Origin of the sequence: Mesorhizobium sp. 113-1-2 (genome assembly GCF_016756475.1) — a bacterium.
GTDB lineage: Bacteria > Pseudomonadota > Alphaproteobacteria > Rhizobiales > Rhizobiaceae > Mesorhizobium > Mesorhizobium loti_C.
In genome coordinates, this window is record NZ_AP023242.1 from 4,185,020 (window position 1) to 4,211,037 (window position 26,018).

At 64.2% G+C, this 26,018-nt stretch carries 24 protein-coding genes; 14 read left to right on the forward strand and 10 right to left on the reverse strand.

Features of this window, described 5'->3' with window-relative positions:
- Positions 1 to 6: 6 nt before the first annotated feature.
- Positions 7 to 927 carry a sugar kinase gene (locus JN279_RS20285; RefSeq protein WP_096457434.1) on the reverse strand — a complete coding sequence of 307 codons (921 nt, stop codon included), beginning with the start codon at positions 925 to 927 and terminating at the stop codon, positions 7 to 9.
- 151 nt (positions 928 to 1,078) lie between these two features.
- On the opposite strand from JN279_RS20285, the gene JN279_RS20290 reads away from it, so the two are divergent.
- Together JN279_RS20290 and JN279_RS20295 are read left to right on the forward strand one after the other, a co-directional pair.
- Complete coding sequence (locus tag JN279_RS20290; RefSeq protein WP_095200265.1) at positions 1,079 to 1,528, forward strand: FixH family protein; 450 nt, start codon at positions 1,079 to 1,081, stop codon at positions 1,526 to 1,528.
- 7 nt (positions 1,529 to 1,535) lie between these two features.
- Positions 1,536 to 2,735 carry a cytochrome-c peroxidase gene (locus JN279_RS20295; protein ID WP_202350076.1) on the forward strand — a complete coding sequence of 400 codons (1,200 nt, stop codon included), beginning with the start codon at positions 1,536 to 1,538 and terminating at the stop codon, positions 2,733 to 2,735.
- 57 nt (positions 2,736 to 2,792) lie between these two features.
- Here JN279_RS20295 and JN279_RS20300 read toward each other — a convergent pair whose 3' ends face one another.
- Positions 2,793 to 3,245, reverse strand: coding sequence for an Lrp/AsnC family transcriptional regulator (locus tag JN279_RS20300; protein WP_056596145.1), 453 nt, complete (start codon positions 3,243 to 3,245; stop codon positions 2,793 to 2,795).
- Between the two features lie 165 nt (positions 3,246 to 3,410).
- Between JN279_RS20300 and putA the strand changes: the two genes are divergently transcribed.
- Both putA and JN279_RS20310 read left to right on the forward strand, forming a co-directional pair.
- Positions 3,411 to 7,019 (forward strand): bifunctional proline dehydrogenase/L-glutamate gamma-semialdehyde dehydrogenase PutA, encoded by a 3,609-nt coding sequence (gene putA / locus JN279_RS20305; RefSeq protein WP_202350077.1) that lies wholly within the window; start codon positions 3,411 to 3,413, stop codon positions 7,017 to 7,019.
- A gap of 48 nt (positions 7,020 to 7,067) precedes the next feature.
- Positions 7,068 to 8,168 (forward strand): glycosyltransferase, encoded by a 1,101-nt coding sequence (locus JN279_RS20310; protein ID WP_244734054.1) that lies wholly within the window; start codon positions 7,068 to 7,070, stop codon positions 8,166 to 8,168.
- Positions 8,169 to 8,211: 43 nt separating this feature from the next.
- On the opposite strand, the gene JN279_RS20315 is transcribed toward JN279_RS20310, so the two are convergent.
- From JN279_RS20315 to JN279_RS20330, 4 genes are read right to left on the reverse strand one after another with little or no spacing between them, the layout of a single operon-like run.
- Positions 8,212 to 8,526 carry an antibiotic biosynthesis monooxygenase family protein gene (locus tag JN279_RS20315; protein ID WP_202350078.1) on the reverse strand — a complete coding sequence of 105 codons (315 nt, stop codon included), beginning with the start codon at positions 8,524 to 8,526 and terminating at the stop codon, positions 8,212 to 8,214.
- A gap of 59 nt (positions 8,527 to 8,585) precedes the next feature.
- Entirely contained in the window at positions 8,586 to 9,689 is a 1,104-nt protein-coding gene (locus tag JN279_RS20320; RefSeq protein WP_244734057.1) for an energy transducer TonB family protein, read from the reverse strand.
- A gap of 41 nt (positions 9,690 to 9,730) precedes the next feature.
- Positions 9,731 to 10,174 (reverse strand): hypothetical protein, encoded by a 444-nt coding sequence (locus tag JN279_RS20325; RefSeq protein ID WP_202350079.1) that lies wholly within the window; start codon positions 10,172 to 10,174, stop codon positions 9,731 to 9,733.
- Between the two features lie 4 nt (positions 10,175 to 10,178).
- Positions 10,179 to 12,368, reverse strand: a complete 2,190-nt coding sequence (locus JN279_RS20330; RefSeq protein ID WP_202353771.1) for a TonB-dependent hemoglobin/transferrin/lactoferrin family receptor — start codon at positions 12,366 to 12,368, stop codon at positions 10,179 to 10,181.
- 199 nt (positions 12,369 to 12,567) lie between these two features.
- Here JN279_RS20330 and hemP point away from each other — a divergent pair, with 199 nt between their 5' ends.
- The 5 genes from hemP to JN279_RS20355 are packed head-to-tail and all read left to right on the forward strand — an operon-like array spanning position 12,568 to position 16,685.
- Positions 12,568 to 12,774, forward strand: coding sequence for a hemin uptake protein HemP (gene hemP, locus JN279_RS20335; protein ID WP_096446896.1), 207 nt, complete (start codon positions 12,568 to 12,570; stop codon positions 12,772 to 12,774).
- A 20-nt stretch (positions 12,775 to 12,794) separates the two neighbouring features.
- On the forward strand, positions 12,795 to 13,856 hold the full coding sequence (locus tag JN279_RS20340) for a hemin-degrading factor (protein WP_202350080.1): 1,062 nt from the start codon (positions 12,795 to 12,797) through the stop codon (positions 13,854 to 13,856).
- Positions 13,857 to 13,867: 11 nt separating this feature from the next.
- Positions 13,868 to 14,776: a heme/hemin ABC transporter substrate-binding protein gene (locus JN279_RS20345; protein ID WP_096446892.1), complete on the forward strand. Its 909-nt coding sequence runs from the start codon at positions 13,868 to 13,870 to the stop codon at positions 14,774 to 14,776.
- A gap of 5 nt (positions 14,777 to 14,781) precedes the next feature.
- Positions 14,782 to 15,885, forward strand: coding sequence for a FecCD family ABC transporter permease (locus tag JN279_RS20350; protein ID WP_096446890.1), 1,104 nt, complete (start codon positions 14,782 to 14,784; stop codon positions 15,883 to 15,885).
- 8 nt (positions 15,886 to 15,893) lie between these two features.
- Positions 15,894 to 16,685 carry a heme ABC transporter ATP-binding protein gene (locus JN279_RS20355; protein ID WP_202350081.1) on the forward strand — a complete coding sequence of 264 codons (792 nt, stop codon included), beginning with the start codon at positions 15,894 to 15,896 and terminating at the stop codon, positions 16,683 to 16,685.
- A gap of 27 nt (positions 16,686 to 16,712) precedes the next feature.
- Here JN279_RS20355 and rirA read toward each other — a convergent pair whose 3' ends face one another.
- On the reverse strand, positions 16,713 to 17,174 hold the full coding sequence (gene rirA, locus JN279_RS20360; RefSeq protein ID WP_096457419.1) for an iron-responsive transcriptional regulator RirA: 462 nt from the start codon (positions 17,172 to 17,174) through the stop codon (positions 16,713 to 16,715).
- A 286-nt stretch (positions 17,175 to 17,460) separates the two neighbouring features.
- Between rirA and JN279_RS20365 the strand changes: the two genes are divergently transcribed.
- The 3 genes from JN279_RS20365 to JN279_RS20375 all read left to right on the forward strand — a co-directional run bounded on the left by JN279_RS20365 (position 17,461) and on the right by JN279_RS20375 (position 20,035).
- Positions 17,461 to 18,756 (forward strand): DUF445 domain-containing protein, encoded by a 1,296-nt coding sequence (locus JN279_RS20365; RefSeq protein WP_096446886.1) that lies wholly within the window; start codon positions 17,461 to 17,463, stop codon positions 18,754 to 18,756.
- 103 nt (positions 18,757 to 18,859) lie between these two features.
- Complete coding sequence (locus JN279_RS20370) at positions 18,860 to 19,288, forward strand: phasin family protein (protein ID WP_096446884.1); 429 nt, start codon at positions 18,860 to 18,862, stop codon at positions 19,286 to 19,288.
- A gap of 249 nt (positions 19,289 to 19,537) precedes the next feature.
- Entirely contained in the window at positions 19,538 to 20,035 is a 498-nt protein-coding gene (locus tag JN279_RS20375; protein ID WP_096446882.1) for a MaoC family dehydratase, read from the forward strand.
- 41 nt (positions 20,036 to 20,076) lie between these two features.
- Here JN279_RS20375 and JN279_RS20380 read toward each other — a convergent pair whose 3' ends face one another.
- Complete coding sequence (locus tag JN279_RS20380; RefSeq protein WP_202350082.1) at positions 20,077 to 21,525, reverse strand: MFS transporter; 1,449 nt, start codon at positions 21,523 to 21,525, stop codon at positions 20,077 to 20,079.
- Positions 21,526 to 21,654: 129 nt separating this feature from the next.
- On the opposite strand from JN279_RS20380, the gene JN279_RS20385 reads away from it, so the two are divergent.
- A complete protein-coding gene (locus tag JN279_RS20385; RefSeq protein ID WP_202350083.1) occupies positions 21,655 to 22,545 on the forward strand; it encodes a LysR family transcriptional regulator in 891 nt (296 codons plus the stop codon).
- Positions 22,546 to 22,561: 16 nt separating this feature from the next.
- On the opposite strand, the gene JN279_RS20390 is transcribed toward JN279_RS20385, so the two are convergent.
- Positions 22,562 to 23,980, reverse strand: a complete 1,419-nt coding sequence (locus JN279_RS20390) for an aminotransferase-like domain-containing protein (protein WP_202350084.1) — start codon at positions 23,978 to 23,980, stop codon at positions 22,562 to 22,564.
- Between the two features lie 105 nt (positions 23,981 to 24,085).
- Between JN279_RS20390 and JN279_RS20395 the strand changes: the two genes are divergently transcribed.
- Complete coding sequence (locus JN279_RS20395) at positions 24,086 to 24,949, forward strand: DMT family transporter (RefSeq protein ID WP_202350085.1); 864 nt, start codon at positions 24,086 to 24,088, stop codon at positions 24,947 to 24,949.
- 9 nt (positions 24,950 to 24,958) lie between these two features.
- On the opposite strand, the gene JN279_RS20400 is transcribed toward JN279_RS20395, so the two are convergent.
- Complete coding sequence (locus JN279_RS20400) at positions 24,959 to 25,999, reverse strand: zinc-dependent alcohol dehydrogenase family protein (RefSeq protein WP_202350086.1); 1,041 nt, start codon at positions 25,997 to 25,999, stop codon at positions 24,959 to 24,961.
- Positions 26,000 to 26,018 lie beyond the last annotated feature (19 nt).

Sequence of the window (26,018 nt, forward strand, 5' to 3'; positions counted from 1 at the left end):
AGGCGGCTAGTTTTCGAACGCCGCCCGCAATGTCTCGAATGGCGCCAGCGCGCCGCGGACCTGGACCACGGCGGCGGCGACGCGGTGGGCCCGGCGGGCGGCTTCCTGTGGGCCAAGGCCGGCAAGCCGGGCCGCCAGATAGCCGCCATTAAAGGAATCGCCGGCGCCGGTGGTGTCGACGGGGGCCGCGACATGGATCGCGGAGACGCTGTTTAGCGTTCCGTTTTCGGCAATCAGCGCCGGCTGCTCGCCGTTCTTGACGACGATTTCGCCGACCCATTGTCCAAGCCGCTCCGCGGTCGCCTGCGGTGTCTCATCACCAAACAGCATCTGTTCGTCGGGGAAGGTCGGCAGGGCGATGTCGGTGACGCCAAGTGCCTCGACGATGGCCGCCTGCGCGCTTTCGCGGTTGCGCCAAAGCCGTGGCCGGTAATTGGGATCGAAGGCGATCAACGAGCCCGCCGCACGCGCCTTGGCCACAGCCGCCAGCAGTGTTTTGCGCGCGGCATCGTCCAGAATTGCCAAAGTGATTCCGGAAAAGTACACAAGTGCCTGATTTTCCAAGCTTTTCGACAATGCCGTGGGATCCGAGGCGAGCTGCCGGGCCGCCGCGTCGCCGCGCCAGTAGGTGAAGGAGCGCTCAGCGCCGGTCAGCGTGATGGCATAGAGGCCGGGGCGCGCGCCCGGTATCACCGGACTGGAACCGATGCCGATGCCGTTTTCGGCGAAGAAGCCGATCTGGCCTTGCGAGAAGGGGTCGTCGCCGAAGGCCGAGACATAGGTTGCCGGACGGTCTCCGCTCAACGCGTGCAGGGCCCACAGCGTGTTGAACGTGTCGCCGGCAAAACCCATGCGCCAGTTCGGGCCGGTCTGGCCCGACAGTTCGAGCATGCATTCGCCGATCGAGGCGACGCCGTTTCCCGCCATCTGCAATCCTCCAGTGATTTCGGTGCTGTAGCTTTTTGCCGGCGGCGGCGCCATGCTTGGCACGCAGGCTTTTTTCAGCCACAGCGTTTTCCCACAGGCTGGCGGGACGCGATCCACCCGGCAGAGCGTTATCCGCAGAAGAGGAACCGGTTTGGCATCGATATGGCGTTATCTCTTGGCGGGTCTTGGTCTGGCTGCGCTGCTGGTCGGCGTTCTCGCGGTCGTCTATCTGACGGCGCCGCAGTCGGCGCAACTTGCCGGCCCGGATGTCTCGCGGACGAAGAAAACCGACAACGGGCTGTACATGGCGAGCTTCGTGCCGGAACGGGGCGTGGTGCGGCAGGGCGAACTGGAATCCTGGCTGTTGACCCTGAAAACAAAGACGGGGGCTTCGGTGGAGCGCGCCGCGATCGCCATCTCCGGCGGCATGCCGCAACACAATCACGGCCTGCCGACCAGCCCACAGGTGACCGATTACCTGGGCGAGGGCCGCTACCGCATCGAGGGGCTGAAATTCACCATGAGCGGCTGGTGGCAACTTCGTTTCGCCATCTCGTCCGGCGCCGGCTCCGACACGGTGCTGTTCAACGTGGTGCTGTGAGCGATCGATGAAGCGCCTTTTCTGCTTTCTGGCGCTGATGGTGGCCGTCATCCTTGGCGGCTGCGGTAAGCCGGATTTTTCCGACGCCGAGAAGAAGACCATCGCCTCGCTGGCCTTGAACACGCTGCCGTCGCTGAAGCCCGACACCACCAACCGCTTTGCCGACGTGCCGGCCGCCGCGGCGCTTGGCTCGACGCTGTTCTTCGATCTCGGCATGAGCCGCGATGGCACGGTGTCGTGCTCGACCTGCCACAAAATCGACCGGCAGTTCCAGGACGACCTGCCGCAAGCGGTCGGCGTCGGCCGCACCAACCGGCGCACCATGCCGCTGGCCGGCGTGGCGCGCGACCCATGGTTCTTCTGGGACGGCCGCCGCGACAGCCTGTGGGCGCAGGCGCTGACGCCGCTGGAAAACCCGCTGGAACAGGCGGGAAACCGGGCCGCCTACGCGCACTACATCAAGGCGCGCTTCGGCGAACGCTATGAGCGCATTTTCGGGCCGCTGCCCGATTTTTCCGGCATTCCGTTGAATGCCAGTCCGCTTGGAAACGATGCCGAGAAGGCTGCCTGGAAGACGATGAGCGATGCGCAGCGCGACGCCATCAACCGCGTCTATGCCAATATAGGCAAGGCGATCGCCGCCTTCGAACGCTCGATCGAGCCGTCGCAGACGCGCTTCGACCGCTTTGCGCTCGACCTTGCAACCGGCGCCGAGCCGAAGGGCGATGCGGTCTTTACGCGGGAAGAGATCCTTGGGCTGAAACTGTTCATCGGCAAGGCCAATTGCGTGACCTGTCACAACGGCCCGCGCTTCACCGACAACGGTTTTCACAATACGGGCGTGCCGCCTGTCGCGGATCTGCCGCCGGATCGCGGGCGTGTCGATGCGGTGGCACAGGTCGAGGCCGATCTATTCAATTGCTTCGGCGCCTATCGCGACGGCGACGTCGCCGCTTGCGGCGAGCTGCGCTTCATGGTCAAGGATGCACCGCAACTGATCCGCGCCTACAAGACGCCATCGCTGCGCGGCGCGGCGACGCGGCCGCCCTACATGCATGCCGGGCAGTTTTCGACGCTCGACGAGGTGGTGGCGCATTACGCCAAGGCGGCGCCGAGCGTCGAGGGGACATCCGAGATCCATCCGCTGCAGCTGTCGGACCGCGAGCGCGCGGCGCTGGTGGCGTTTTTGAAGACGCTGTCGGAGTAGGCTCTTGTTTGACCATGATCTTGTCCGAAAACCGGCATCCACTTTTCGGGATCATGGTCAGCGATCCTTCACCGTCTCCATCGCCACGAAGGTCGAGGTCTGGGCGACGTGGGGCAGGGCGGAAATGCGCTCGCCGAGCACGCGGCGGTAGGCGGCGATATCCCTTGTACGGACCTTGAGCAAATAGTCGAAGCTCGACGCCATCATGTGGCACTGCTCGATCTCCGGCACGGCCTGCACCGACCGGTTGAAAGCGTCGAGGGCGGCGGAGCGGGTGTCGGACAGTTTGACCTGGACGAAGGCGACATGGCCTTCGCCCATGCGCTCGCGGTCGATGATCGCCTGATAGCCCCTGATATAGCCATCCTTCTCCAACCGCTTCACCCGTGCCTGCACCGGCGTCTTGGACAGGCCGACCTTTGCCGCCAGTTCCGACATGGAAAGCCGGCCATCGCTTGCCAGCGCGGCCAGGATATTCCGGTCGATGCGGTCCAATTGGTCTTCTGTCATCGAAATCATAGTCCGTATGCTGACACCACCGGCGTCAGGATAGATCGATTGACCTATGATGTCGATTTCTTTGGACCGGCCGAAATTTAGGAGCTGTGCTAGCTTGCGCCATTCGGTCCGGTGACCGCCGGCCCGTTCCCTGATGCTCGCTCCGCAGGACCCGCCATGCCGCTAGACACCATCCGCCAGCAGATCCGTGCCAACTATTTGCCTGACGAAGACGAGGCCGTGAAGCGGCTGGCCGAGGCGACAGGGCTCTCGGGTGGGGATCGCGATGCGATCTCGGCGCGCGCCGTGGATCTGGTACGGGCGGTGCGCGGATCGTCCGATCCAAGGCTGATGGAAGTTTTCCTCTCCGCCTACGGCCTTTCCACCAAGGAGGGCGTGGCGCTGATGTGCCTGGCTGAGGCGCTGCTGCGCGTACCCGACACCGAGACGATGGACGATCTGATCGCCGACAAGATCGCGCCGCATGATTGGTCGGCGCATTCCGGCGGTTCGAGCTCGATCTTCGTCAACGCCTCGACCTGGGCGCTGATGCTGACCGGCCGTGTCCTCGACGAGGGCGAGGGCGGCATCGAAGGCACGCTGCGCTCGATGGTGCGCAGGCTGGGCGAGCCGGTGATCCGCAAGGCGGTGGCCGCCGCCATGCGCGAAATGGGCGAACAGTTCGTGCTCGGCCGCACCATCGCGGAGGCGGTCAAGCGCGGCCGGCCGATGACGCAGAAGGGCTATCTCTATTCCTTCGACATGCTGGGCGAGGCGGCCCGCACCGAGGCCGATGCGCTGCGCTACCTCAAGGCCTATGCCGATGCGATTTCCTCGCTCGATTCCGGCTCCAACGGCCCTGACATCAGGCAGAACCACGGCATTTCGGTCAAGCTCTCGGCGCTGCATCCGCGTTACGAGGTGGCGCAGAAGGAGGAGATGCTTCCTGTCATGGCCGAGCGGCTGTTGTCGCTGGCGCTCGCCGCCCGGCATTCGCGCATGGGCCTCAACATCGACGCCGAGGAAGCCGATCGCCTCGATCTGTCGCTCGACGTCATCGAACGCGTGCTGGCCGAGCCGGAACTCGCCGGCTGGAACGGTTTTGGCGTGGTGGTGCAAGCGTATGGGCCACGCGCGGCCTTCGTCATCGACTGGCTCTATGCACTGGCCAAGAAATACGACCGCACCATCATGGTCCGGCTGGTCAAGGGCGCCTATTGGGACACCGAGATCAAGCGCGCGCAGACGCTCGGGCTTGCCGGCTATCCCGTCTTCACCCGCAAGGCCAACACCGACGTTTCCTACATGGCTTGCGCGAAAAAACTGCTTGGCATGACCGACCGCATCTATCCGCAGTTCGCCACCCACAACGCCCACACCGTCGCCGCCATCCTGTCGATGGCTGATAATCGCGACGCCTTCGAGTTCCAGCGCCTGCATGGCATGGGCGAGGCGCTGCACGAGACGGTGCGCCAGGCCGAAGGCACGCGCTGCCGCATCTATGCGCCGGTCGGTGCGCATTCCGACCTGCTGGCCTATCTGGTGCGCCGGTTGCTGGAGAACGGCGCCAATTCCTCCTTCGTGCATCAGCTGACCGACGAGGACGTCGAGCCGGAGGACATCGCGCGTGATCCGCTCGAAACGGTGGAAGGCCAGGGCTCTGCCGCCAATCCGGCGATTGCCCGGCCGTCCCAGATCTTTGGTGCTGGTCGCCGCAACTCCAGGGGTATTGACATCACCGATACGGTGACGCTGGCGGCGATCGACAAGGCCAGGGCGGCCTTTGCCGGACCGGATCGCTGGCACGCCAAGCCGATCACGCGGGCCGCCGGCTACGGCAAGCAGCGTCCAATCGTCAATCCGGCCAAGCCCGATGAAGTGGTCGGAACGGTTCACGAGGCGTCCGCCAAGCAGGTCGCGATCGCCGTGCGGATCGCAGTGGAAGCGCAACCGGCCTGGGCAAAGCGCCCCGTTGCCGAACGCGCCGCCATCCTCAACCGCGCCGCCGATCTCTATGAGGCCAATGCGGTCGAGTTCTTCGCGCTGGCCACCCGCGAGGCCGGCAAATCACTGGCCGACGGCGTCGCCGAAGTGCGCGAAGCCGTCGACTTCCTGCGCTACTACGCCGCCGAAGCGGCAAACGCCGAGATAGGCACGCAAGCGCGCGGCGCCATCGTCTGCATTTCGCCGTGGAACTTTCCTCTGGCCATCTTCACAGGCCAGATCGCGGCGGCACTCGTCACCGGCAATTCGGTGATCGCCAAGCCGGCCGAGCAGACGCCGCTGATCGCCTTCCGTGCCGTCGAGCTGCTGCGCGAGGCCGGTGTCCCGGAAGACATCGTCCAGCTGCTGCCCGGCGACGGCCCATCGGTCGGCGCGCCGCTGACCGCTGATCCGCGCATTGCCGGCGTCTGCTTCACCGGCTCGACCGAGGTCGCCAAGCTGATCGAAAAGCAGTTGGCCGAAAGTGCCGCGCCCGACGCCATGCTGATCGCCGAGACCGGCGGCCTCAACGCCATGATCGTCGATTCCACCGCGCTGCCCGAGCAGGCGGTGCGCGATATACTGGCCTCGGCCTTCCAGAGTGCCGGCCAGCGCTGCTCGGCGCTGCGCGTGCTCTATGTGCAGAAGGACGTCGAGAAGAAGATGCTGGAGATGCTGAAGGGCGCCATGGAAGCGCTCAATATCGGCGACCCCTGGCGGATTTCGACCGACGTCGGCCCAGTCATCGATGATGAGGCGCAAACCTCGATCCGTGACTATTGCACGAAGAAGGGTCTCGAAGGCCGGCTGATCGCCAAGCTCGAGGCGCCGAGGGACGGCCGCTTCGTCGCGCCGCATGTCTTCAGGGTCAAGGGCATCGAGGAGATGGACAGAGAAGTCTTCGGCCCGGTGCTGCATGTCGCGACCTTCGACGCCGATGAGATCGACGCGGTGATCGCCGCCATCAATCGGAAGGGCTATGGCCTGACCTTCGGCCTGCATACCCGCATCGAAGGCCGCGTCCAGCATTTCGTCGACGGCATCCATGCCGGCAACATCTATGTCAACCGTAACCAGATCGGCGCCGTCGTCGGCTCGCAGCCCTTTGGCGGCGAGGGGCTGTCGGGCACCGGTCCAAAGGCCGGCGGCCCGCATTATCTGCGCCGCTTCCGCAAAGGGCCGGAAGCCGGCACGGAAGTTGGCGAGGGCCACAAGGTGACGGCGACCGAGCTGGCCGACAATCTGCCCGATCCCACGCTCGGGGGCTGGTCGACGCGCCTGGACCGGATCGCCATCCTGAGGAAGCATCTGCGCGGCAAGGGTGCGGCCGCCATTGGCGCGGCCGCTGCAATCGATTTCGGTCAGGTCGATCTGCCGGGACCGACGGGCGAGGCCAACACGCTGTCGCTGTCGCCGCGTGGGCGGGTGCTGTGCCTGGGGCCTGATGCCGACACGCTGCTTGCCCAGACGATCCAGGCGCTCGCCGCCGGCAATGCGGTGCTGGCCGTTGCACCGGGCGCGCCGGCGGCTCTCGCCGCATTGACCGGCAAGGGCCTGCCTTTGGCTGCGATCGACGGACGTCCCGATCCGGTCGAGGCCCGCTCGCTGCGCGTCGATGTCGTCGCTTTTTCGGGCACGCCGGAAGCTGCGCGCATCGTGCGCAAGGTCATTGCCGAGCGCTCAGGCCCGATCGTGCCGCTGGTCAGCGAGGTGCTCAATCCGGCGGCCTATGTGCATGAGCGGGCCGTCTGCGTCGACACGACCGCCGCGGGCGGCAATGCCAGCCTGCTCGCTGCGGCATAAAGACTATTCACACCTCGCTTGCCTTGTGTCGAGTTGCCGGGGATAAGCATGGGCGGCAATTCGAGCGGGGCGACCGATCAGATGGAAGACAAGTCCCCACCGTTTGAGCTGCCGCGCGTGGCGGTGGTCATCACCTGCTACAATTACCGGCCCTACGTCGAACAGGCGATCCGCTCGGTGTTGGCGCAGACCTACCGGAACTGGGACTGCGTCATTGTCGACGACGCCTCGACCGACGGCTCGGCCGACCATATCCGCCAGCTTCTGGCAGCCATAGACGATCCGCGCCTGCGCCTGCTGGCGCGCTCGCAAAATGGCGGGCAGATCACGGGATTCCGCGTTGGCTTTGCCGCGACCGACGCGCCTTTCGTGGCATTTCTCGATGCCGACGATGCGTGGCTGCCGGATTTTCTTCTGGCGCATCTGTCCGCCCACCTCAACGCAACATATTCGGCCGCGCTGTCGAGCTCCGACGTGTTCCTGGTCGACGGCAGCGGCACCTTGCTGAGCGGCACGTTCCTTCCCTTGCGCAAACCGCGCTCCGGGCCCGACGGCAATGGCGTCGCCATCGCGCCTGGTGGCCAGCTTGCCGGCATAGCGCCCGGGATTGCTTACGTATCAGAGCATCCAGTGACTTATTTCGCGCCTGCGACAACCGGCTGGCTATGGTCGCCATGCTCGGCGATCTTGTACCGGCGTGGCGCGCTGGAGCGGGTCTTGTCCTTCCCGTTCAAGGCCAAGATGGGGGCGGATTATCTGACGGTCACATGTGCGCATCTGGCCGGCGGCAGCCTCATCCTATCCGAAGGGCTCAGCCTCTATCGCCTGCACGGGTCGAACATGTCTTCCACCGGCATTGCCTTTGCCGGCGGCCATGTACCGCAAACGCCTGCCCACCGAGCCCACAAGAGCACATTGGCGGCGGATGTCGTCGACTATGTGCTGGAGAATTCAGCCTGGCTCAGTGATATCAACGGGCGCAATTTCATACCCGCATTCCTGAGGCAGCATGTGCGTCAGTTCAAGGAGCTGGCCGATGATCCGCGGCTGATGCGATACCTGACCCGGGGACGGCCCTGGCAGTGGCTGCGCATGCATGTTGGCCACTGGCTGCGTCGGCTGGGTGGGCGCGGTTCGACGCGATCATGACGAGGGTGCCCGAGGTTCTCGCATTTGCTCGGGCAAAGCCACGTCAGGCGCCCTCGACGACGGAAAAGCCCTCGAATTGCGGGTGGCCGAGATAGTGGACCTTCGTCGTGCCGACATTCCTGTGTGCGGCGCGGAAGTTTTCCGATTTGGTCCAGGCGACGAAATCGTCCTGGCTCGTCCACACCGTGTGCGAGGCAAACAGCGTGTAGCCTTCGGTCTCGTTGACCGGGCCGCGCAGCAGATGGAATTCCCGAAAACCCTTCATCTCGGCAAGGCTGGAATCGCGGTTCTTCCACACGGCCTCGAAATCGGCTTCCGAGCCGTTCTGCACCTTGAAGCGGTTCATGGCGATGTACATGGGGTTCCTTTCGTGCGGATGTTGATCGTTGGCGTTGCAGCGCTTTGTTCCGGGCCGGTTCAAAATGGGCCGATTCCGACCTCGAACTCCAAAGTTGGGTTTGCTGCCTGTGCGGGAATTGGAGGGAAAGGAGCGGCCTTGCGCACGATGCCGAGCGCGGCCTCGTCGAAAGCCGCCGATCCTGAGCTCTGCAGAACGCGCAACTCATCTATGCCGCCCTTCCTGCCTATGACGAATGTGACGACCGCATTGTTGCGTGCCTTAAGTTGCAGCGAAGGCGGGAGAGTACGGTTGACACTCCCGAGCTTTCTAAACACGTCGCCGCGATAGCTGTCTTCCGCGTCGCTGCCTGCCTCTTTCGGTCTTTTGCCCTTGCTGGCCGCTTGCGCCAGCTTGTCCAGGCCATCTGCCATGCCGCTGCGCTCACTCGCTGCTCTAATCGTCGCCGGAGCGGCTGGCGGAGTTGGCCTGGCGCTGGGGATTGGCGGTTGGTCCGGAACGACAGCAGGCGCTTGAGCGCTTTCGGCCTGGACGCTCGGCTGCGGCGATGTTTCGGCTTTGGCATCCACGCTCTGATCGTCGGGGCGCGGGGTCGCCGCCACCAGTATGTCCGGCGTTACCGCTGGCTGTTTGGCAGCTTCCGGCAAAGGCTCGGGCAGCGGCCTGGCTGCTTCCTGTACGGGCTCGGGAGCTTGCTTCACAACCTCCTGCTCAGGCTGCAATGGCTTTGTCGGCGGTGCTGGTCTGACAGCCTTTGCCGGTTCCGGTTTGGTCGGCTGCGGTTTCGGCTCCAGCGTGACATTTATTGCCGCCGGATCCTTGTCCAACGCGCTGCCGGCCACCTTGTCGCCGGTTTGATCGCCGCCTTCCGATTGCTCAGCATTCCGGGAATTGAATGCGCTGGAGGGCGAGAACAGAAAGAATGCCGCCGCCGCTCCATGGAGCAGGCCCGAGACGACGAGGGCAATGGGCCATCGGGCGGTCGGCCGTGCGGGCACAAGTGGCCCGGCCGGCGCTACCGCCAGTTCACTGCCAGCGTCGGTGAGGGGACTGATTTCCTGCATGTCGCGGGCCGGAAATTGCAGCGACCAGCGGGCAAAAGTCAAATCAAGATCATCTGCCCCTGGTATCGGCGAACCGTGTCCGGCCGGCGGCCAGGCCACGGTATTTCCTGTAAATGCGGGATGCAGCCCCAACGCCGGTCTCAGACGCCGAAAGCGATACCGGTCTTGGTGTCCGTCTTCAGCTTGCGCATGCAGGCGGCCGGTTCGACGCCGGTGCCGGCACACTCGGTCGCGCTGTTGATCAGCACGCGGCTGACCTTGGTGCAGTCGGTGCCGGCGAGATCAAAGCGCGTCACCTTGGTCTTGCCTGCCGGCAGGTCCTTGAAGTCGAGCACGGTCAGCCGATCGACGACACCGGCGGTGTTGAACAGCGCGATCTCGAACGCCGCCTTGGAGAGGTCGGCGCCGAGATTGTTGTTGATCAGGAAGGTCAGCCGGCAGCCCTTGTCGGAAGGCTGCGCGGCATTGAGTTCGAGGGTCAGCGCGGGGACCGGCGCGGACCCTTCAGCCCACGCCGGAACCATCGCCAGCGACATCGCCAGCGTCGAGGTCAGCAGACGAAGGGATGTCGTCAAGCTCGTCATGCCATCAGCCCCCAAATCGCATTGTTGCCGCCAGCTTCAGCGTGATGCCTGGCTCATAGACCGCGACTGTCGTGCTGCCGTTGAGCGGATTGGCGTATTTGACGTCGAACAGGTTGTCGGCGCGGAAATCGACCTTCAGATTGTCGGTCGCCTGGTAGCTGGCGAAGGCATTGACCAGCGTGTAGTCCTCGGCCACCGCATTGCCCTTCGGCTTGCCGTTATACTGCACCTCACCACCAACGGTCAGCTTGTCCTCGAGGAAGCGCAGCCCAAGCTGGGCGGTGACCTGCGAAGAGGGGATGGTAGCGAGATCGGCTTCCACACCCTTGTAGGAAATGGTGTGGCCATTCGTGATCGATGCCGAAAGCCCGGCATAACCCCATCCAGCGTCGTAGACGCTTTCAAACTCAAAGCCGTGGATCTTGGCCTTGGCGAAATTCTGGTACTGGTAGCAGATCGGAATGCCAGGGCCGAACGGGCAACCACTGCCTGGGGCGAACGGCGACAACGTCACGCCTTCGATATAGTCGTCGACGTCGTTGTTGAAATAGGCCGCCTTGATGCGGAGTGCGTCGCCAGCCTCCAACATATCGTTCTGCTTGTAGTTGATGCCGAATTCGGTCGTCTTGCCGGTTTCAGGTCGCAGGTTCGGATTGGGCAGGAATGGGAAGGTGACACCTGCCGGATGGTTGCCGCTGATCAGCGTCTCCGTGAGGGAGGGCGAACGGTAGCCCTCTGCGTAAGTGCCATAGAATTGCAGGCCGGCAAGGCTGGCGTTGTCAAAGGGCGAGACGCCGACGGTGATGCGCGGCGACAACCGATCGCCTGATGTATCGTGGGTGTCATCCTTGAGACTGTAGCTGTCGTAACGCAGCCCGGCGATCACCTCGAGCCAATCCCAGGTGAGCTTATCCTGGACATAGGCGCCGGAGACGTTGCGCTTGCCTGACGGCGTGTAGAAACTGTCGCCGCCGGCGGTACCGCCCGTCTTCACATTGTCGCCGACCCAGTCGCCGCCATAAGTCAATTCGTGGGCGACGCCACCGGTTTCGAATCGTGAGGTGTTCCAGATGTCGATTGCGGCGGTGCCGACATCGAAAGTCGACGTCGAGCCGGTTGGCAGCACCACTGGAAGGCCTGTGACCGGATCGAAGCGGTTTTGCGGAACAAGGCTGGTCAGGTCGAGATTGGTCTTGTTGTAGGAGGTGTTGATGTGGAGATCGAGCCAGCTCTTGTCCTCGTCCGTGATGTTGTAACGGGCCGTGAAGGTGTTCGACTTCAGGTCGACATCGTTGACCGGCACGCTGCCGCTGGTTTCGTCCCAGCTGTCGCTTGAGCCGACCCAGCCCAGTTTCAACTCGCTGTTTTCGGACGGGCGGATGGTGGTCTTGAGCAGGCCGCTGAGCACGTCGAAGCCGGTGCCTTTGACGGTGTCGCCGCCGCCATCCTTGTAGTCGTCATAGTTGCGGTAGACGATGTTGCCCAGGACATCCCAGTTCTCATTGAAACGGTAGGCACCCGTGGCGCTGGTGGTCCAGCCCTTGCCGTTGCTCTCATAGCGTCCGGTTACCGAAGCGCCCCATGTTTCCTCCGGCTTGAGAAAATCCTCTGCGTCCTTGGTGTCGAAGAAGACGACGCCGCCGATGGCGCCCGAACCATAGGTGTTGGCGACAGGACCGCGGATCACATCGACGGATTTGACGAGATCGGGGTCGATGTAGAAGGTCGATTGCGTGCCGTGGTCGGAACGCTGGAAGTCCTGGCGTGCGCCGTCGACGATCACCGCGACGCGGCCGAAATCCTGCAGGCCGCGGATGTTGATGCTAGTGCTGACGCGCCTGGCGTCGGCCTGTGTCGCGACACCGGGCACACCCAGCAGCATCTCGTTCGGCGTCGTCGCCATGCGGCGGGCGAGCTGGTCCTGGTCGACATGGCTGGCCGAGGCCAATGATTCGATCGCCGTTTCGCCGGTGCGGCTGAGCACCAGGATCTTGTCGAGCAGCGTCGCACCCGCGGGGGCTGCCTTCTCCTGGTCAGCCTTCTTCGATTGATCTGTCTGCTCGCCCGCCGGCTGCGTTGCCTGCTGAGCGTGGGCTGACGGCGCGGACAAAGCGACCGCCGCCACGCTAGCCAACAAAGCCGCCACACCGTGCGCCGCCGACCGGCCGCGCCATTCCCAGTTCACCAACCCCATGCCCCAACTCCAGATTCCAGGTTTCATGCTGGCTGGCCTGGGGCTCGCTGGCATTTTTCATCGTGTCCGGCGTGTTAAATGTTGACTCGTTTACTCCGGTATTGCACTGACTAATAAACATGATTATTCAAGTCAAGAAATGAATCGACATTTCGCAACGCCTAGCCAGGTGCCCGGCACAGGAAAGGGATCGACCCAGATGAACACGCACAATCCCAACGATTTTCGCTATCGCGCCCGCCGTTCGGACGATGCCTCCACCCGCTTCGATCGGATCCCGCTGGCGGTGCGAACGCTCTCCAGCAACACGCTGTTCCAGGGCGAGCACGAGATCGGCATCGAGCATCATGGCGCGCTCTACCGGCTGAAGATCACCCGGCAGGGCAAGCTCATTCTCAACAAGTAAGAAGGCATCAGGGGTAAGACATGGACCAGCGCGTAAAACCCGCCCCGCATGAAATCCGGCGGGCACGGACGGAGGATCCGAAAGCGCGCGAGCGTGACCTGGCGGCCCAACTCGGCATTTCGGAAGCCGAGTTGGCCGCCGCGCATTGCGGTGACGGCGTCGTGCGCATCGAACCGCGCGTCAACGACCTTTTGACGGGTCTCGAAGCCGTTGGCGAAGTGATGGCGCTGACCCGCAACGAAAGCGCCGTGCACGAAAAGATCGGCGTCTATGACAAGGTCGTCACTGGCAACCACAATGCCATGGTGCTTGGCGAGAACATCGACCTGCGCATCTTCCCGAAGGTCTGGGCGCATGGCTTTGCCGTGGAGAAACGCGACGGCGACGACATCCGCCGCAGCCTGCAGTTCTTCGATGCGGCGGGCGAGGCGGTGCACAAGGTGCATCTGCGGCCGGCCTCCAGCCTCTATGCCTACCAGAAGCTGGTCGCTTCGCTGGAATCCTCCAACCAGGAACCGACGGTCAATATTTCAGGCCCAATTTCCGACGATCAGGGCGAGGGCGGGGCAACCACCGCCAGCCCAGACGATCTGCGCGACCGCTGGAGCCGGCTGACCGACGTGCACCAGTTCTTCGGCATGCTGAAGACGCTCAAGCTCAGCCGCCGCCAGGCGGTGCGCATGGTCGGAACGGATTATGCCTGGCTGCTCGACAATGACGCGGTCCGCGCCATGTTCCACCATGCCGCCGAAGGCGAGATGCCGATCATGTGCTTCGTCGGAAACCGCGGCTGCATCCAGATCCATTCCGGACCGGTCAAGTCGATCAAACCGATGGGGCCGTGGATCAATGTGCTGGACGAGACCTTCCACTTGCACCTGCGCACCGACCACATCCATGAAGTCTGGGCGGTGCGCAAGCCGACCAAGGATGGCCATGTCACCTCGCTTGAGGTCTATGCGGCGAATGGCGAGATGATCATCCAGTTCTTCGGCAAGCGCCACGAAGGCGAAAGCGAGCGCGACGACTGGCGGTTCCTGGCCGAGAACCTGCCGCGCATTCCAAGCCCGACGGCAGCGTGAGGAACGGTGTGATGCGGTTTTTCCCGAACCTGCCGGCCATGCGCCGTTCGATGGCAGCGCCGATCCTCGGCCTTTCCCTTGCCTTTGCAACACTGCAACCGGCTGGCGCTGCCGAGGGCGTCTCGGTCTTCTCCAATCCGTCGAAGATCGCCGCCATAGGCGGTTCGATCACCGAAATCGTCTATGCGCTTGGCGAGGAGAAACATCTGGTGGCGCGCGACTCCACCAGCAATTATCCGAAAGCGGCGCTGGCCTTGCCTGATGTCGGCTATATGCGCGCTCTGTCGCCGGAAGGTGTGTTGTCGGTCAATCCGACCGGTATCCTGGCGCTGCAGGGCAGCGGTCCCAAGGAAGCCGTCGATGTGCTGAAGAAGACCAGCATACCCTTCATCGAAGTGCCCGAGCATTTTAGCCACGAAGGCATCCTCGAGAAGGTCCGCATCGTCGGCAAGGCGCTCGGCGTCGATGCCAAGGCCGAGGTGCTGGCCAAGGAACTCGATGCCAAACTGACATCAGCCGAAAAGCAGACCGCCTCGATCAAGGAGCGCAAGCGCATCCTGTTCGTGCTGTCGATACAGGGCGGCAAGATCCTGGCGGCCGGCAGCGAAACCGCGGCCGACGGCATGGTCAGGCTGGCAGGCGGGGTCAATGCCGTCGAAGGCTTCTCCGGCTACAAGCAGATGTCCGATGAAGCGATCATCACCGCCAGGCCTGACGTGATCCTGATGATGAGCAATGCCGGACCGCCGGTATTGGACGACGAATTGTTCGGCAACCCGTCCGTTGCCTCGACGCCGGCCGGAACTGCGCGCAAGCTGATCCGCATCGATGGTAGCTATCTGCTCGGCTTCGGGCCGCGCACGGCTGAAGCCATCCACGACCTCGCCGTCTCGCTCTATGGCGCTGAAGTCACGGACTAAGCATCATGGTCGACCAATCGATCGCCGGCCCGGTGAAGGTGATGGCGAATGCATCCGAAGGCGACCGCTCGGGCCGCGCCCGCATCGTCATCCTGCTGTTGTGCCTCGGGCTCGCGGCAGCCGTGCTTTTGTCGCTGACGTCAGGGGCATCGGATGCTTCGGCTATCAACGTTCTCAGGGACTGGCTGTTTGGGGCCATTCCGAGCGATGCGGCGCTGAACGGCCGTGACAGCCTGATCATTTACGATATCCGTTTGCCGCGCATCATCCTCGGCATGCTGGTCGGCGCGGCGCTCGCGGTCTCGGGCGCCGTCATGCAGGGACTGTTCCGCAATCCGCTGGCCGATCCCGGCCTGATCGGCGTTTCCGCCGGCTCCAGCCTCGGCGCGGTCGCCGTCATCGTGCTTGGCGCCACGGTGCTGGCGCCGGTGACAGCCTTGTTCGGCACGCTCGCGCTGCCGCTGGCAGCCTTCTTCGGCGGTCTTGCCACGACGCTGGTGCTTTATCAGGTCGCCACGCGGCGCGGGCAAACCTCGGTCGCCACCATGCTGCTGGCCGGCATCGCGCTGGCGGCGCTCGCCATGGCCTTGACCGGCATCCTCATCTTCATGGCGGACGATCGCCAGTTGCGCGACCTGACCTTCTGGCAGCTCGGATCGCTCGGTGGCGCGACCTGGCAGAAGATCGGTTCGGTCGGGCCGATCATCATACTGGCGCTGGCGGCGATGCCGTTCCTGGCGCGCGGCCTCAATGCGCTGGCGCTGGGCGAGGCGACCGCCGGGCATCTCGGCATTCCGATACAGCGGTTGAAATATACGGCCATCATCGGTGTCTCGGCTGCGGTCGGTGCATCCGTCGCCGTCAGTGGCGGCATCGGCTTCGTCGGCATCGTCGTGCCGCATCTGCTGCGGCTGCTGATCGGTCCGGACAATCGCTATCTGCTGCCCGCTTCGGCGTTGCTCGGCGCCTCGCTGCTGCTCTTGGGGGATGCGGTCGCCCGCACCATCGTGGCGCCGGCCGAATTGCCGATCGGCATCGTCACCGCGATCGCAGGCGCGCCGTTCTTCCTGTGGATCCTGCTGCGCAAGCGCGGCGTGGTCGATTTGTGAGGCTTTGAATGATCGAGGCAAGGGATGTTTCCGTTGATATCGCCGGCAAGCGCATCGTCGGCGGTGTCGATTTCGACGCACGGCCCGGCGAAGTCGCGGCCATCGTCGGCCCCAACGGCTCGGGCAAGACGACCTTCCTGAAGGCGTTGTCGGGTGAGCTCGCCTATACCGGGCAGGTCGCCCTCAACGGCCGCGATCTTGCGGCGATGAAACCGGTAGAGATTGCCGTCCATCGTGCGGTGCTGCCGCAGGCGACGACGCTGTCCTTCCCGTTCACGGTTCGCGAGGTCGTCAAGCTTGGCCTTGTCGGCGGGCGCTCAGGCGCCTTATCAGGCGAGGACGCGCGGCTGCCAGAGCGGGCGCTGGCGCGCGTCGACCTCGACGGTTTTGCCGGGCGTTTCTACCAGGAGCTTTCGGGCGGCGAGCAGCAGCGCGTCCAGCTTGCGCGCGTGCTGTGCCAGGTCTGGGCGCCGGTGCTCGACGGCAAGCCGCGCTATCTCTTTCTCGATGAGCCGGTTTCCAGCCTCGACATCAAGCATCAGCTGATCATCATGAACATCGCCCGCGATTTCGCCAGAAGGGGCGGCGGCGTGGTCGCCATCCTGCACGACCTCAATCTGACTTCCATGTATGCCGACCGGATTTTCGTCATGCACCGCGGCCGGCTCGCAGCCACTGGTTCGCCACGGGATGTGCTGAGTGATGATCTGATCGAAAAAGTGTTCGACTGCCGGCTCAGGATTGGCGTGCTGCCGGCCGGCAACATGCCGTTCGTGCTGCCGCAATCGTCGGTCGGTTGATGTTCAGGTGAGGCCGGCCTGCTCAGATCAGGCAGCCGGGGCGCGGCGCTCCAGCATGTCGATGCCGAGCAGGTTGCGCACATTCGGCCTTGCCGCCACCATATCGGCAACGGTGTAGCGGGAAAGCACGGCGAAGAAGGCGTTGAGAGCCTCGCGCAGCGCCGAATTCAGCGCGCAGCTGTCGACCAGCGGGCATTCGGCGGCATCGTTCTCGAAGCATTCGGCCATGGCAAAGCTCTCTTCCGTCACCCGCACGACGTCGAAGAGGCTGATGGATTCCGCGGCGCGGCCAAGCCGGACGCCACCATTGCGGCCGCGCACTGTCTCCACCAGGCCATGCTCGACCAGCGGCTGCAGGATCTTGAACAGGAACAGTTCCGACACCGAATAGGCGGTCGCGATTTCGGGAATGCGGCTCAACCGGTCATCGTTGGCGGCACAATACATCAGGATGCGCATGGCATAATTGGTCTGGCGTGTAAGCCGCATTTTGTCCTCACTAGGCGCCGGCGCGGTGACCATGCCGGATTCCAGAATTTTGCCGGCGCAGCTCTGATCCCGGAGTTTCGGATTCGTCGCACTGGCCTCGACCCGAATATGGCCTATACCTTGGAACAATTCCAGACTAGCCGGGCACCATAGATGAATATTCTCGTCAACTTTATGTGCGCAACCCGGCAAAACGCGGGGAAAACTGGCCGCTACGGGCATTTCGGCTGACGAATCCCTAGATAGGCCCGAGATCGACCAGAGATCGACGAGGAGCAATTCGTCCATGTCACAATCGGCTCCGTCCCTGGCGCCTGTCCGTTTCGATGCCGACGCGGCCGTCAAGCTCTCGGCATTACGCCGCACCAAATTCATCGCCACCGCGGCGCTGGCGCTTTGCGTGCTGGTGTTCGCCTTGGCCAAGTCGTTCCAAAGCACCTATCCGTGGCTGGGGTTCGTAGCTGCCTTCGCCGAGGCGGCGACCATTGGCGGCCTGGCAGACTGGTACGCGGTGGTGGCGCTGTTCAGGCGGCCGCTCGGGCTGCCGATCCCGCACACCGCCATCATCCCGGAAAACCAGAGCCGCATCGCCGACAATCTCGGCCGCTTCATCGAGGCCAATTTCCTGGCGCCGGAGCCAGTGTGGGAAAAGCTTGCCGAGGTCGATTTTGCAGCACTCGTCGCCGACTGGCTGACCGATGCCGAACGCGCCGCCGGCCTGTCGCGCTTCGTCGTGCGGCTGGTGCCGCAGACGCTGGCCGCGGTCGAGCAATCCGGACTGCGCGGCTTCGTCACCAGCCGTATGCTCGAGCAGATCGAAAAGGTGCCGCTGGCGCCGCTGGCGGCTGAACTCTTGTCGGCGCTTACTGATGACCGCCGCCACCAGAAATTGTTCGACGAGTTCATCAAGGTGGTCGGCCGCTTCCTCAACGACGAACAGGCGCTGGTGACGATGCGCGAGAAGATCCGCGAGGAATTGCCGTCGCTGTTCAACCTGTTCCGCGCCGACGCCTATCTCCTGAAGAAGATCGTCGCCTCGGCAGGCTCCTTGCTCGACGAGGTGCGGGCCGATCCCGACCACCCGATGCGGGCCGAGTTCGACCGTTTCGCGCAAGGCTTCGTCGAGCGGCTGCGGACGTCCAAGCAATATGCAAAGCGCGCCGAGAAGATGAAGCGTGATTTCCTCGTCCGACCCGAGGTCAGGGCGCTGGCGGGCGACATGTGGGAGAGCCTCAGCCTGTTCATCGCGCAGGACGCCAAGGCGCCGAATTCGGTGGTCCGCGCACATCTCGCCAACATGTTCGTCGAGGTCGGCCGGCATCTTGCCGGCGATGCGCGGATCCGGGCCGACATGAACCAAGGATTCGTCGTGGCGCTCGCCTCCTTTGTCGAGAGCCAGAAGAGCGGCGTGTCGAAATTCATCGGCGATCAGGTCAAGCGCTGGGACCTGGCGCAACTGACGCGGCTGATCGAGATGAACATCGGCCGGGACCTGCAATATATCCGCTTCAACGGCATGATTATCGGCGGGCTGGCGGGTATTGTGCTCTACACGATCGAATTGCTGCTCCCGGTCAATTGATGCGTATCGGTCGCCAGGCCCGTCTTCGAAATGGACACGCGGCATCCGAGTGCTATGCTCCCCGTGAGGGCAGCCGCATCCGCGGCAAAGGGGAGAAGACATCGTGGCAAAACAACCGGAATCCGATTCCTTCATGGACATGTTCGGCAAATTCGGCCGCGACCTGAAGGTGCCCAATGTCGATGTCGAGGCGATCCTTGCCCATCATCGAAAGAACCTCGAGGCCTTGGAGAAATCGGCGCGAGCCGGCGCCGCCGGCGCGACCTCGCTGTTGTCGAGGCAACGCGAAATGCTGCGGGACACGCTGCGCGAAATTGCCGACATGGCGCAGAGCTACCGGGCGCCGGGTAACCCGCAGGAGCTGATGGCCAAACAGACGGAGTTTGCCAGGAAGTCCTTCGAGGTCGCACTCAAGAATGCCGGTGAAGTGGCTGAACTGGCCCGCAAATCCGGCACCGAATCGATCGAAATCCTGCGTGCGCGTATCAAGGAGGCGATGGAGGAAATCCGCGCCGGCTACGGGCAGAAGTAGATCCCCGTGGCCTGCCGTTACGTCTCCGGTTGTTCGGCATTGCGTAACCTTACGCATAGTTGCATCCGCGCCACGCTATAAGCTCCCGGCTGCCCTGAAACGTCGTAAAATCCGAATTCGACCTGCCAATGCATGGTAAGGCATGGCACGATTCAGCCGGAATTCGGCGGAACGGATTCACGCAGGGCGAATTGACAGGAGCCGTCCGTTCGTGGTCCGGAGGCACGGCAAGCTATCGGGAAAGCAGGAATGACAGAAGTACGGCCTAAAACGCCGCCGACCTTCGAGCAGTTGAGAACGATGTCCGGGCAGGAGCTCGGTGTCTCGGAATGGACCACGGTCGACCAGGACCGTATCAACCAGTTCGCCGAATGCACCGGCGACCATCAATGGATTCATGTCGATCCCGAACGGGCGCGGCGGCAAAGCCCGTTCCGCACGACGATCGCACATGGCTATCTGACCCTGTCGATCATTGGCGCGCTGGCGCTCGGTATGGGCATCGTGCCGGAAAACACCCAGGCCGCCTTCAACTATGGCTTCGACAAGGTGCGTTTCCTGGCGCCGGTTAAGGTCGGCGCGCGCATCAGGCTGCGCACCGTCCTGCTTTCCATGGAGGACAGGGGGCCCGGCCAGTATCTGATGAAGGCAGCCAACACGGTTGAGATCGAAGGCGAGGAAAAGCCGGCACTGACGGCGGAAACGCTGGTCATGCTGTATGAGCGCCGCAAACGGGCAGGGGCCTGAGCGGCCGCCCAAGCCCCGCGATTTCAGAAATTTCGCATCGATTATCCGTGCTTGATCGCATTGCGGGATGACAGCAGCGCTAGCAGCAATGCAACCAACGCCAGGGCCGTTGCCGTCTCAAAGGTGACCTGCATGCCCCGGGCGGCTGAAGCGGAATTCAGGACGTCCTGTCCTGCTCCTTGCTGACCACCGGCCGACGCAACCGCGAAGATGGCGCCCATCAGCGACGCGCCGGTGATGAGGCCGAGATTGCGCGACAAATTGAGCAGGCCCGACATGACACCGCGTTCGCCCGCGCCGACGCCGGTCATGACGGCCGCGTTGTTGGAGGTCTGGAACAGGGCATAGCCGAAGCAGGTGACGGTGATCGGAACGACATAGCTGGCAATGCCAAGCCCGGTCAGGGCAAGCGACAGAAGGAATGTGCCCGTGGCGAGGCTGGTGAGGCCGGCGACCATCATCCTGTTGGCTCCGAAGCGGTCGGAAAGCCGTCCGGCCAGCAGCGCCGACAGGGTCGACACAAGCGGCCCGGTCGAGAGCACCACGCCGACCATCGCGGCATCGAGCCCCAACCCTCGCGACAGATAGAACGGGGCAACCACCAGGGTTGCCATCATCACCGTGGCGACGATGAGGCTCATGGCCAGACTGGCGCTGAGCCGCGGATCCTTGAAACTGGCGAGTTGGACCAGCGGGTTCTTCACCCGCGTCTGGGCGACGGCGAACAGAATGACGCCGAAAGCGGTCGCGACCAGCAGGCCGATGTTGAGCGCGCCGAAATGGCCCCGGCCAAGCGTCATGGCCAATGCATAGGCGGCCAGCGTCAGGGCCAGCAGGAGAGTGCCCATCGCGTCGAATCTGCCTTGGGCGGCCTGAGCTGTGTTGTTGCGAGCGGGCAGGGCGCGCCAGGCGAGGGCGAAGGTCAGCAGGCCCAGCGGCACATTGACGAGGAAGATCGCGCGCCAGCCGAGGCCGGCGATCAGCAAGCCGCCAAGCGAGGGGCCGAGCGTCGTGCCGATCGCCGACATGGCGCCGAGCAGGCCCATGGCGCTGCCCGTCCGCTCCTTGCTTACGGTCTCGGCGACAAAGGCCAGCGTCAGCGCCATCATCAATGCGGCGCCAAGCCCCTGCACGGCGCGCGCGGCAATCAGCAGCCACAGCGTCGGCGCCAGGCCGCAGAGCACCGATGCCGATGTGAACAACGCGATGCCGCCAAGCAGCAATGGCCGGCGCCCAAACATGTCGGCCAGCCGCCCGGCGCTGACGATCAGCGTGGTAATGGCGAGGAGATAGGCCAGAACCACCCATTGCACGGCCTGGAACGATGCTCCGAATGTCTGCATCAGCGAGGGCAACCCGACACTGGCGATGCTGGTTCCGAGCGACGACAGCAGCGTGGCGAGCGACAGGCTTGCCAGAGCCCAGCCGACCGTTTCTTTCTCTTGGGGGGCTGATATCAGCCCATCTCGACTTTGTGCGGCGACTGCCATGGCGATCTCCTTTCCATTCGCTCCGCAACCGGAACCATCGGAGATCTAGTCTTGTAGTTGATATGGCGGAAGGCGCAGCATTTGCATCATATTCGTGCGTCAAACGCCACATCATGTTATGATCTGCGGATGACGTCTCCTGATCTCAATCTGCTGTTCGCTCTCGACGTTCTGCTGGAGGAAGGCAGCGTGGCCCGCGCCGCGCGCCGTCTGCGGCTCAGCCCCTCGGCGATGAGCCGGACGCTGGCGCGGCTGCGCGAGGCAACGGGCGACCCTCTTTTGGTCCGCGCCGGGCGTGGCCTGGTGGCGACGCCGCGCGCGGAAGAATTGCGCCGGCAGGTCGGTGCTGTCGTGCAGGACGCGGAGGCGCTGCTGCGCCCCGCCGAATTGCTTGATCCCGCAAGCCTGGACAAGGTGTTCACGCTGCGCACCAATGAGGGCTTCGTCGAGGAATTCGGGCCCCGTCTGGTCGCCCGCATCGAAGCCGATGCGCCAGGGGTGCGGCTGCGTTTCGCGCCGAAGTCCGACAAGGATGTGATGTCGTTGCGCGATGCGGCAATCGACCTGGAAATCGGGGTCGCCGGCGAAACCGGGCCCGAAGTGCGCATCCAGGCGCTGTTTCGCGACCGCTTCATTGGCGCTGTTCGATCAGGCCATCCGCTGAGCGAGGGCATTGTGACGCCCGGGCGCTACGCCGCGGGCCGGCACATCAGTGTTTCGCGGCGCGGCCGCGAGAAAGGGCCGATCGACGAGGCACTGGGCACGCTTGGCCTGCAGCGGACGGTCGTGTGCATGGTTTCGGGTTTCTCGGCCGCGCTCGCCATGGCGCGCGCCTCGGAACTGATCGCCAGCGTGCCTGAGCGGCACACGGCCGGCGCGCGCACCGGCATGCACAGTTTCCCGCTGCCGGTCGCCACGATGGAGGTTACCATCTCCATGCTCTGGCATCCGCGCCTCGATGCCGATCCGGCACAACGCTGGCTGCGCGACTGCGTGCGGGAGGTCTGTGCGAGCCGCTGATTGAAGCGACGTGCGATCACCGCTTCATCGCGGTTTCGAGCACCTTGAAAATCCGCTGGTCTTCGCACTGAGCGACGTTGAAGCGCAGGAAACGGCTGGCCGTTCCGGACAGGCTGAACGCATTGCCGGGCGCCAGCACGACATTGTCGGCAAGCGCCCGGCGCGCGACTTCGGCCGCGTCAACGCCATCGGGCAGGCTGCACCACAGGAACAGGCCGGCCGGCTGGTCGATCCACGGCGTGATGCCGATCGCCTTCAGCCGAGCGCCGGTCTCGGCCATGGCGCGCGCCAGCTTGGCGCGCAGCAGATCCATGTGCTTGCGGTAGCTGCCGTCCTTCAGCAGCGTCAGCACCAGTTCGGCCGCCAGCCGTCCGCCGCCGAAAGTGGTGGCGATCTTGAGGTCGGTCAGCCCCTCGATCCAGTCGCGGGGCGCGGCGATGAAACCGCAGCGCACCGACGCTGACAGCGTCTTGGAGAAGCTGCCGATCTGGACAACACGGCTGAGGCCATCGAAAGCCGCCAGCCTCGGGGCGGGGGCGTGCTCGAAATCGGCGAAGATGTCGTCCTCGACGATGGTCAGGTCCGACTGGTCGGCGAGCTTGAGCAACCGGTGCGCGGTGACCGGCGACAGGATGGCGCCGGTTGGGTTGTGGATGGCGGAATTGGTGATGTAGAGGCGCGGCCGGTGCTCGGCCAGCGCCTGCGCGAACAGCTCAATATCCGGTCCCGAGGGTGTGTAGGGCACACTGACGACCTTGGCGCGGTGGGCGCGCAGCAGAGCGTGGAAATTGAAATAGCAGGGGTCGTCGACCAGCACCGTGTCGCCGGGTTCGATCAGGAACCGGCATAGGAGGTCGATGGCCTGCGTGCCCGATTCCGTCAGCATGATCTGTTCGGGCGAGACTTCGATGCCATGCCCAGCCATGCGCCGCGCCAGGAGTTGCCGCAGCGGCGGCAGGCCGAGCGGCGTGCCGTAATCGGCAAGTGCGACATCATCGGCGCGCGCCGCCGTGCGCAGCGCGCGGCGCAGTCCGGCCTGCGGCATCCACGAGGCCGGCAGCCAGCCGCAGCCGGGTTTCAGCACCTCGTCGCCGGCATCCAGCGACTGGCGCGAGACCCAGAGCGGATCGACGGCACGGTCGAGCCGGGGACCGATCTCGGCCAGCGACAGCGGCGCCAGCGAGCCGGCGGCATAGAAGCCTGAACCCGGCCGGGAGCGGATCGTGCCTTCCGCTGCAAGCCGTTCATAGGCTTCGACCACGGTGGATTTAGACACCTGCATGGATTGGGCGAAGGCGCGGATGGAGGGCAGCCGGGCGCCCGGTGTCAGGCTGCGCGCCGCGATCCGCTGGCGGATGGTCGCCATGACGCTTTCGACCAGTGTGGGGGCGCCCGGGGTCCGCGCGTCGTCCTTTTCCAAAGCGAAGTCCGTCATCCGTACTGCTCGTCTGGCCATTACAGTTTCGATAAATTGTACCCCATTGTCTCTGGCTGCACCATGGCATCTGCCCGATAGAGGGCGAAAGACATGGAGCCTGGAATGGACAAGACCGCGAGCGGCTGGTTGAACGGATTTATCGGCGTGTTGATCTTCTCAGGCTCGCTGCCGGCGACGCGCGTTGCCGTGATGGACTTCGACCCGACATTCGTGACATCGGCCCGCGCCGCGATTGCCGGGCTGCTTGGCCTGGCAATGCTGCTCTTGTTCCGGCAGAAGCGCCCGGAGCGGGGCGATCTCATGTCACTGGTGATCGTCGCACTTGGCGTGGTGGTCGGCTTTCCCTTGCTGACCGCGCTGGCGCTGAAGCACGTCACCTCCGCCCACTCGATCATCTTCGTCGGCCTGCTGCCGCTGGCAACCGCGATCTTCGGCGTGCTGCGCGGCGGCGAGCGCCCACGACCGGCATTCTGGCTGTTTTCCTGCATAGGCAGTGCGCTGGTCGCCGGCTTCGCGCTGATGCAAGGCGTGACGGCTTCGCCGGTGGGCGATGGGCTGATGCTCGCCGCCATCGTCGTTTGCGGCCTGGGCTATGCCGAGGGCGCCGCGTTGTCGCGCAGGCTCGGCGGTTGGCAAGTGATCTGCTGGGCGCTGACGCTGTCGTTGCCGATCATGCTGGTGCTGACTTTCGCGACCTTGCCGCCATCCTTTGCCGCCGTCGGCTCGCACGCCTGGATCGGGCTGGCCTATGTCTCGCTTTTCAGCATGCTGATCGGCTTCGTCTTCTGGTATCGCGGCCTGGCGCAAGGCGGCATTGCCGCGGTCGGCCAGCTGCAGCTGCTGCAGCCGTTCTTCGGCCTGGCGCTCGCGGCGACACTGCTGCACGAACAGGTCAGCCCGCTGATGGTGGTGGTCACGCTTGGCGTGGTGGCCTGCGTGTTCGGCGCGAAGAAGTTTGCGCGGTAGACTCCCGACCTAGAACTTCGTCACCACCCCAATGCCGATGCCCTCGAAACCGCCCATCGCCATTAAGGCCGCGGGCGCCTCGTCGAGGCTAATCTTCTTGCCGACCAGCAGTTCGGGCTTGAGCTTGCCATGGCGGATCATCTCCATCATCGCCTGGTAGCGGTAGGCCTGCATGCCGTGGCTGCCGAGGATTTCGAGTTCGAAGGCGATGACCTTGTCCATCGGCACTTGCGGGCGGGCATGCTCGCCTAGCATCAGGCCGACCTGCACATGGCGGCCGCGCCGGCGCAGATTGGCGATCGAGTTGAAGGAAGTGGTGGGGTGGCCAAGCGCGTCCATCGACATATGCGCGCCGCCATTGGTGATCTGCTTGACCGCCTTGACCACATTCGGCGTCGTTGACGCATTGATGGTCGCGACGGCGCCGATCTTTCTGGCGAACTCCAGCTTCTCGTCGGTGAGGTCGATGGCGATGACATTGGCGCCCAACGAACTGGCGATCATGATCGCCGACAGGCCGACGCCGCCACAGCCATGCACCGCCACCCATTCACCGGGCTTGACCCGGCCCTGGTCGACGATGGCGCGAAACGAGGTGACGAAACGGCAGCCGAGGCTGGCGGCGGTGGCGTATTCCATCTCCTCGGGCAGGCGCACGAGGTTGGTGTCGGCATGCTCGATGCCGACATATTCGGCGAACGAGCCCCAGCCGGTGAAGCCCGGCTGCGTCTGGTGCTCGCAGACCTGATGGTTGCCCGAGGTGCATTCGAAGCAGCGGCCGCAGCCGACGGCGAACGGCACCGTCACGCGGTCGCCGGCCTTCCAGCGGCTGACCTGCTTGCCGGCGGCGACGACGACGCCCGCCAGCTCATGGCCCGGGACGTGCGGCAAGGTGATGCCGTCATCATGGCCCATCCAGCCATGCCAGTCGCTGCGGCAGAGCCCGGTTGCCTCGACCTTGATGACCACGCCATCGGCAGCCGGCTTCGGATCGGGAACGGTCTGGATCGTCGGCGCTTCGCCGAATTTCTCGAAGACGACGGCTTTCATCGGTCACTCCACCCTGCGT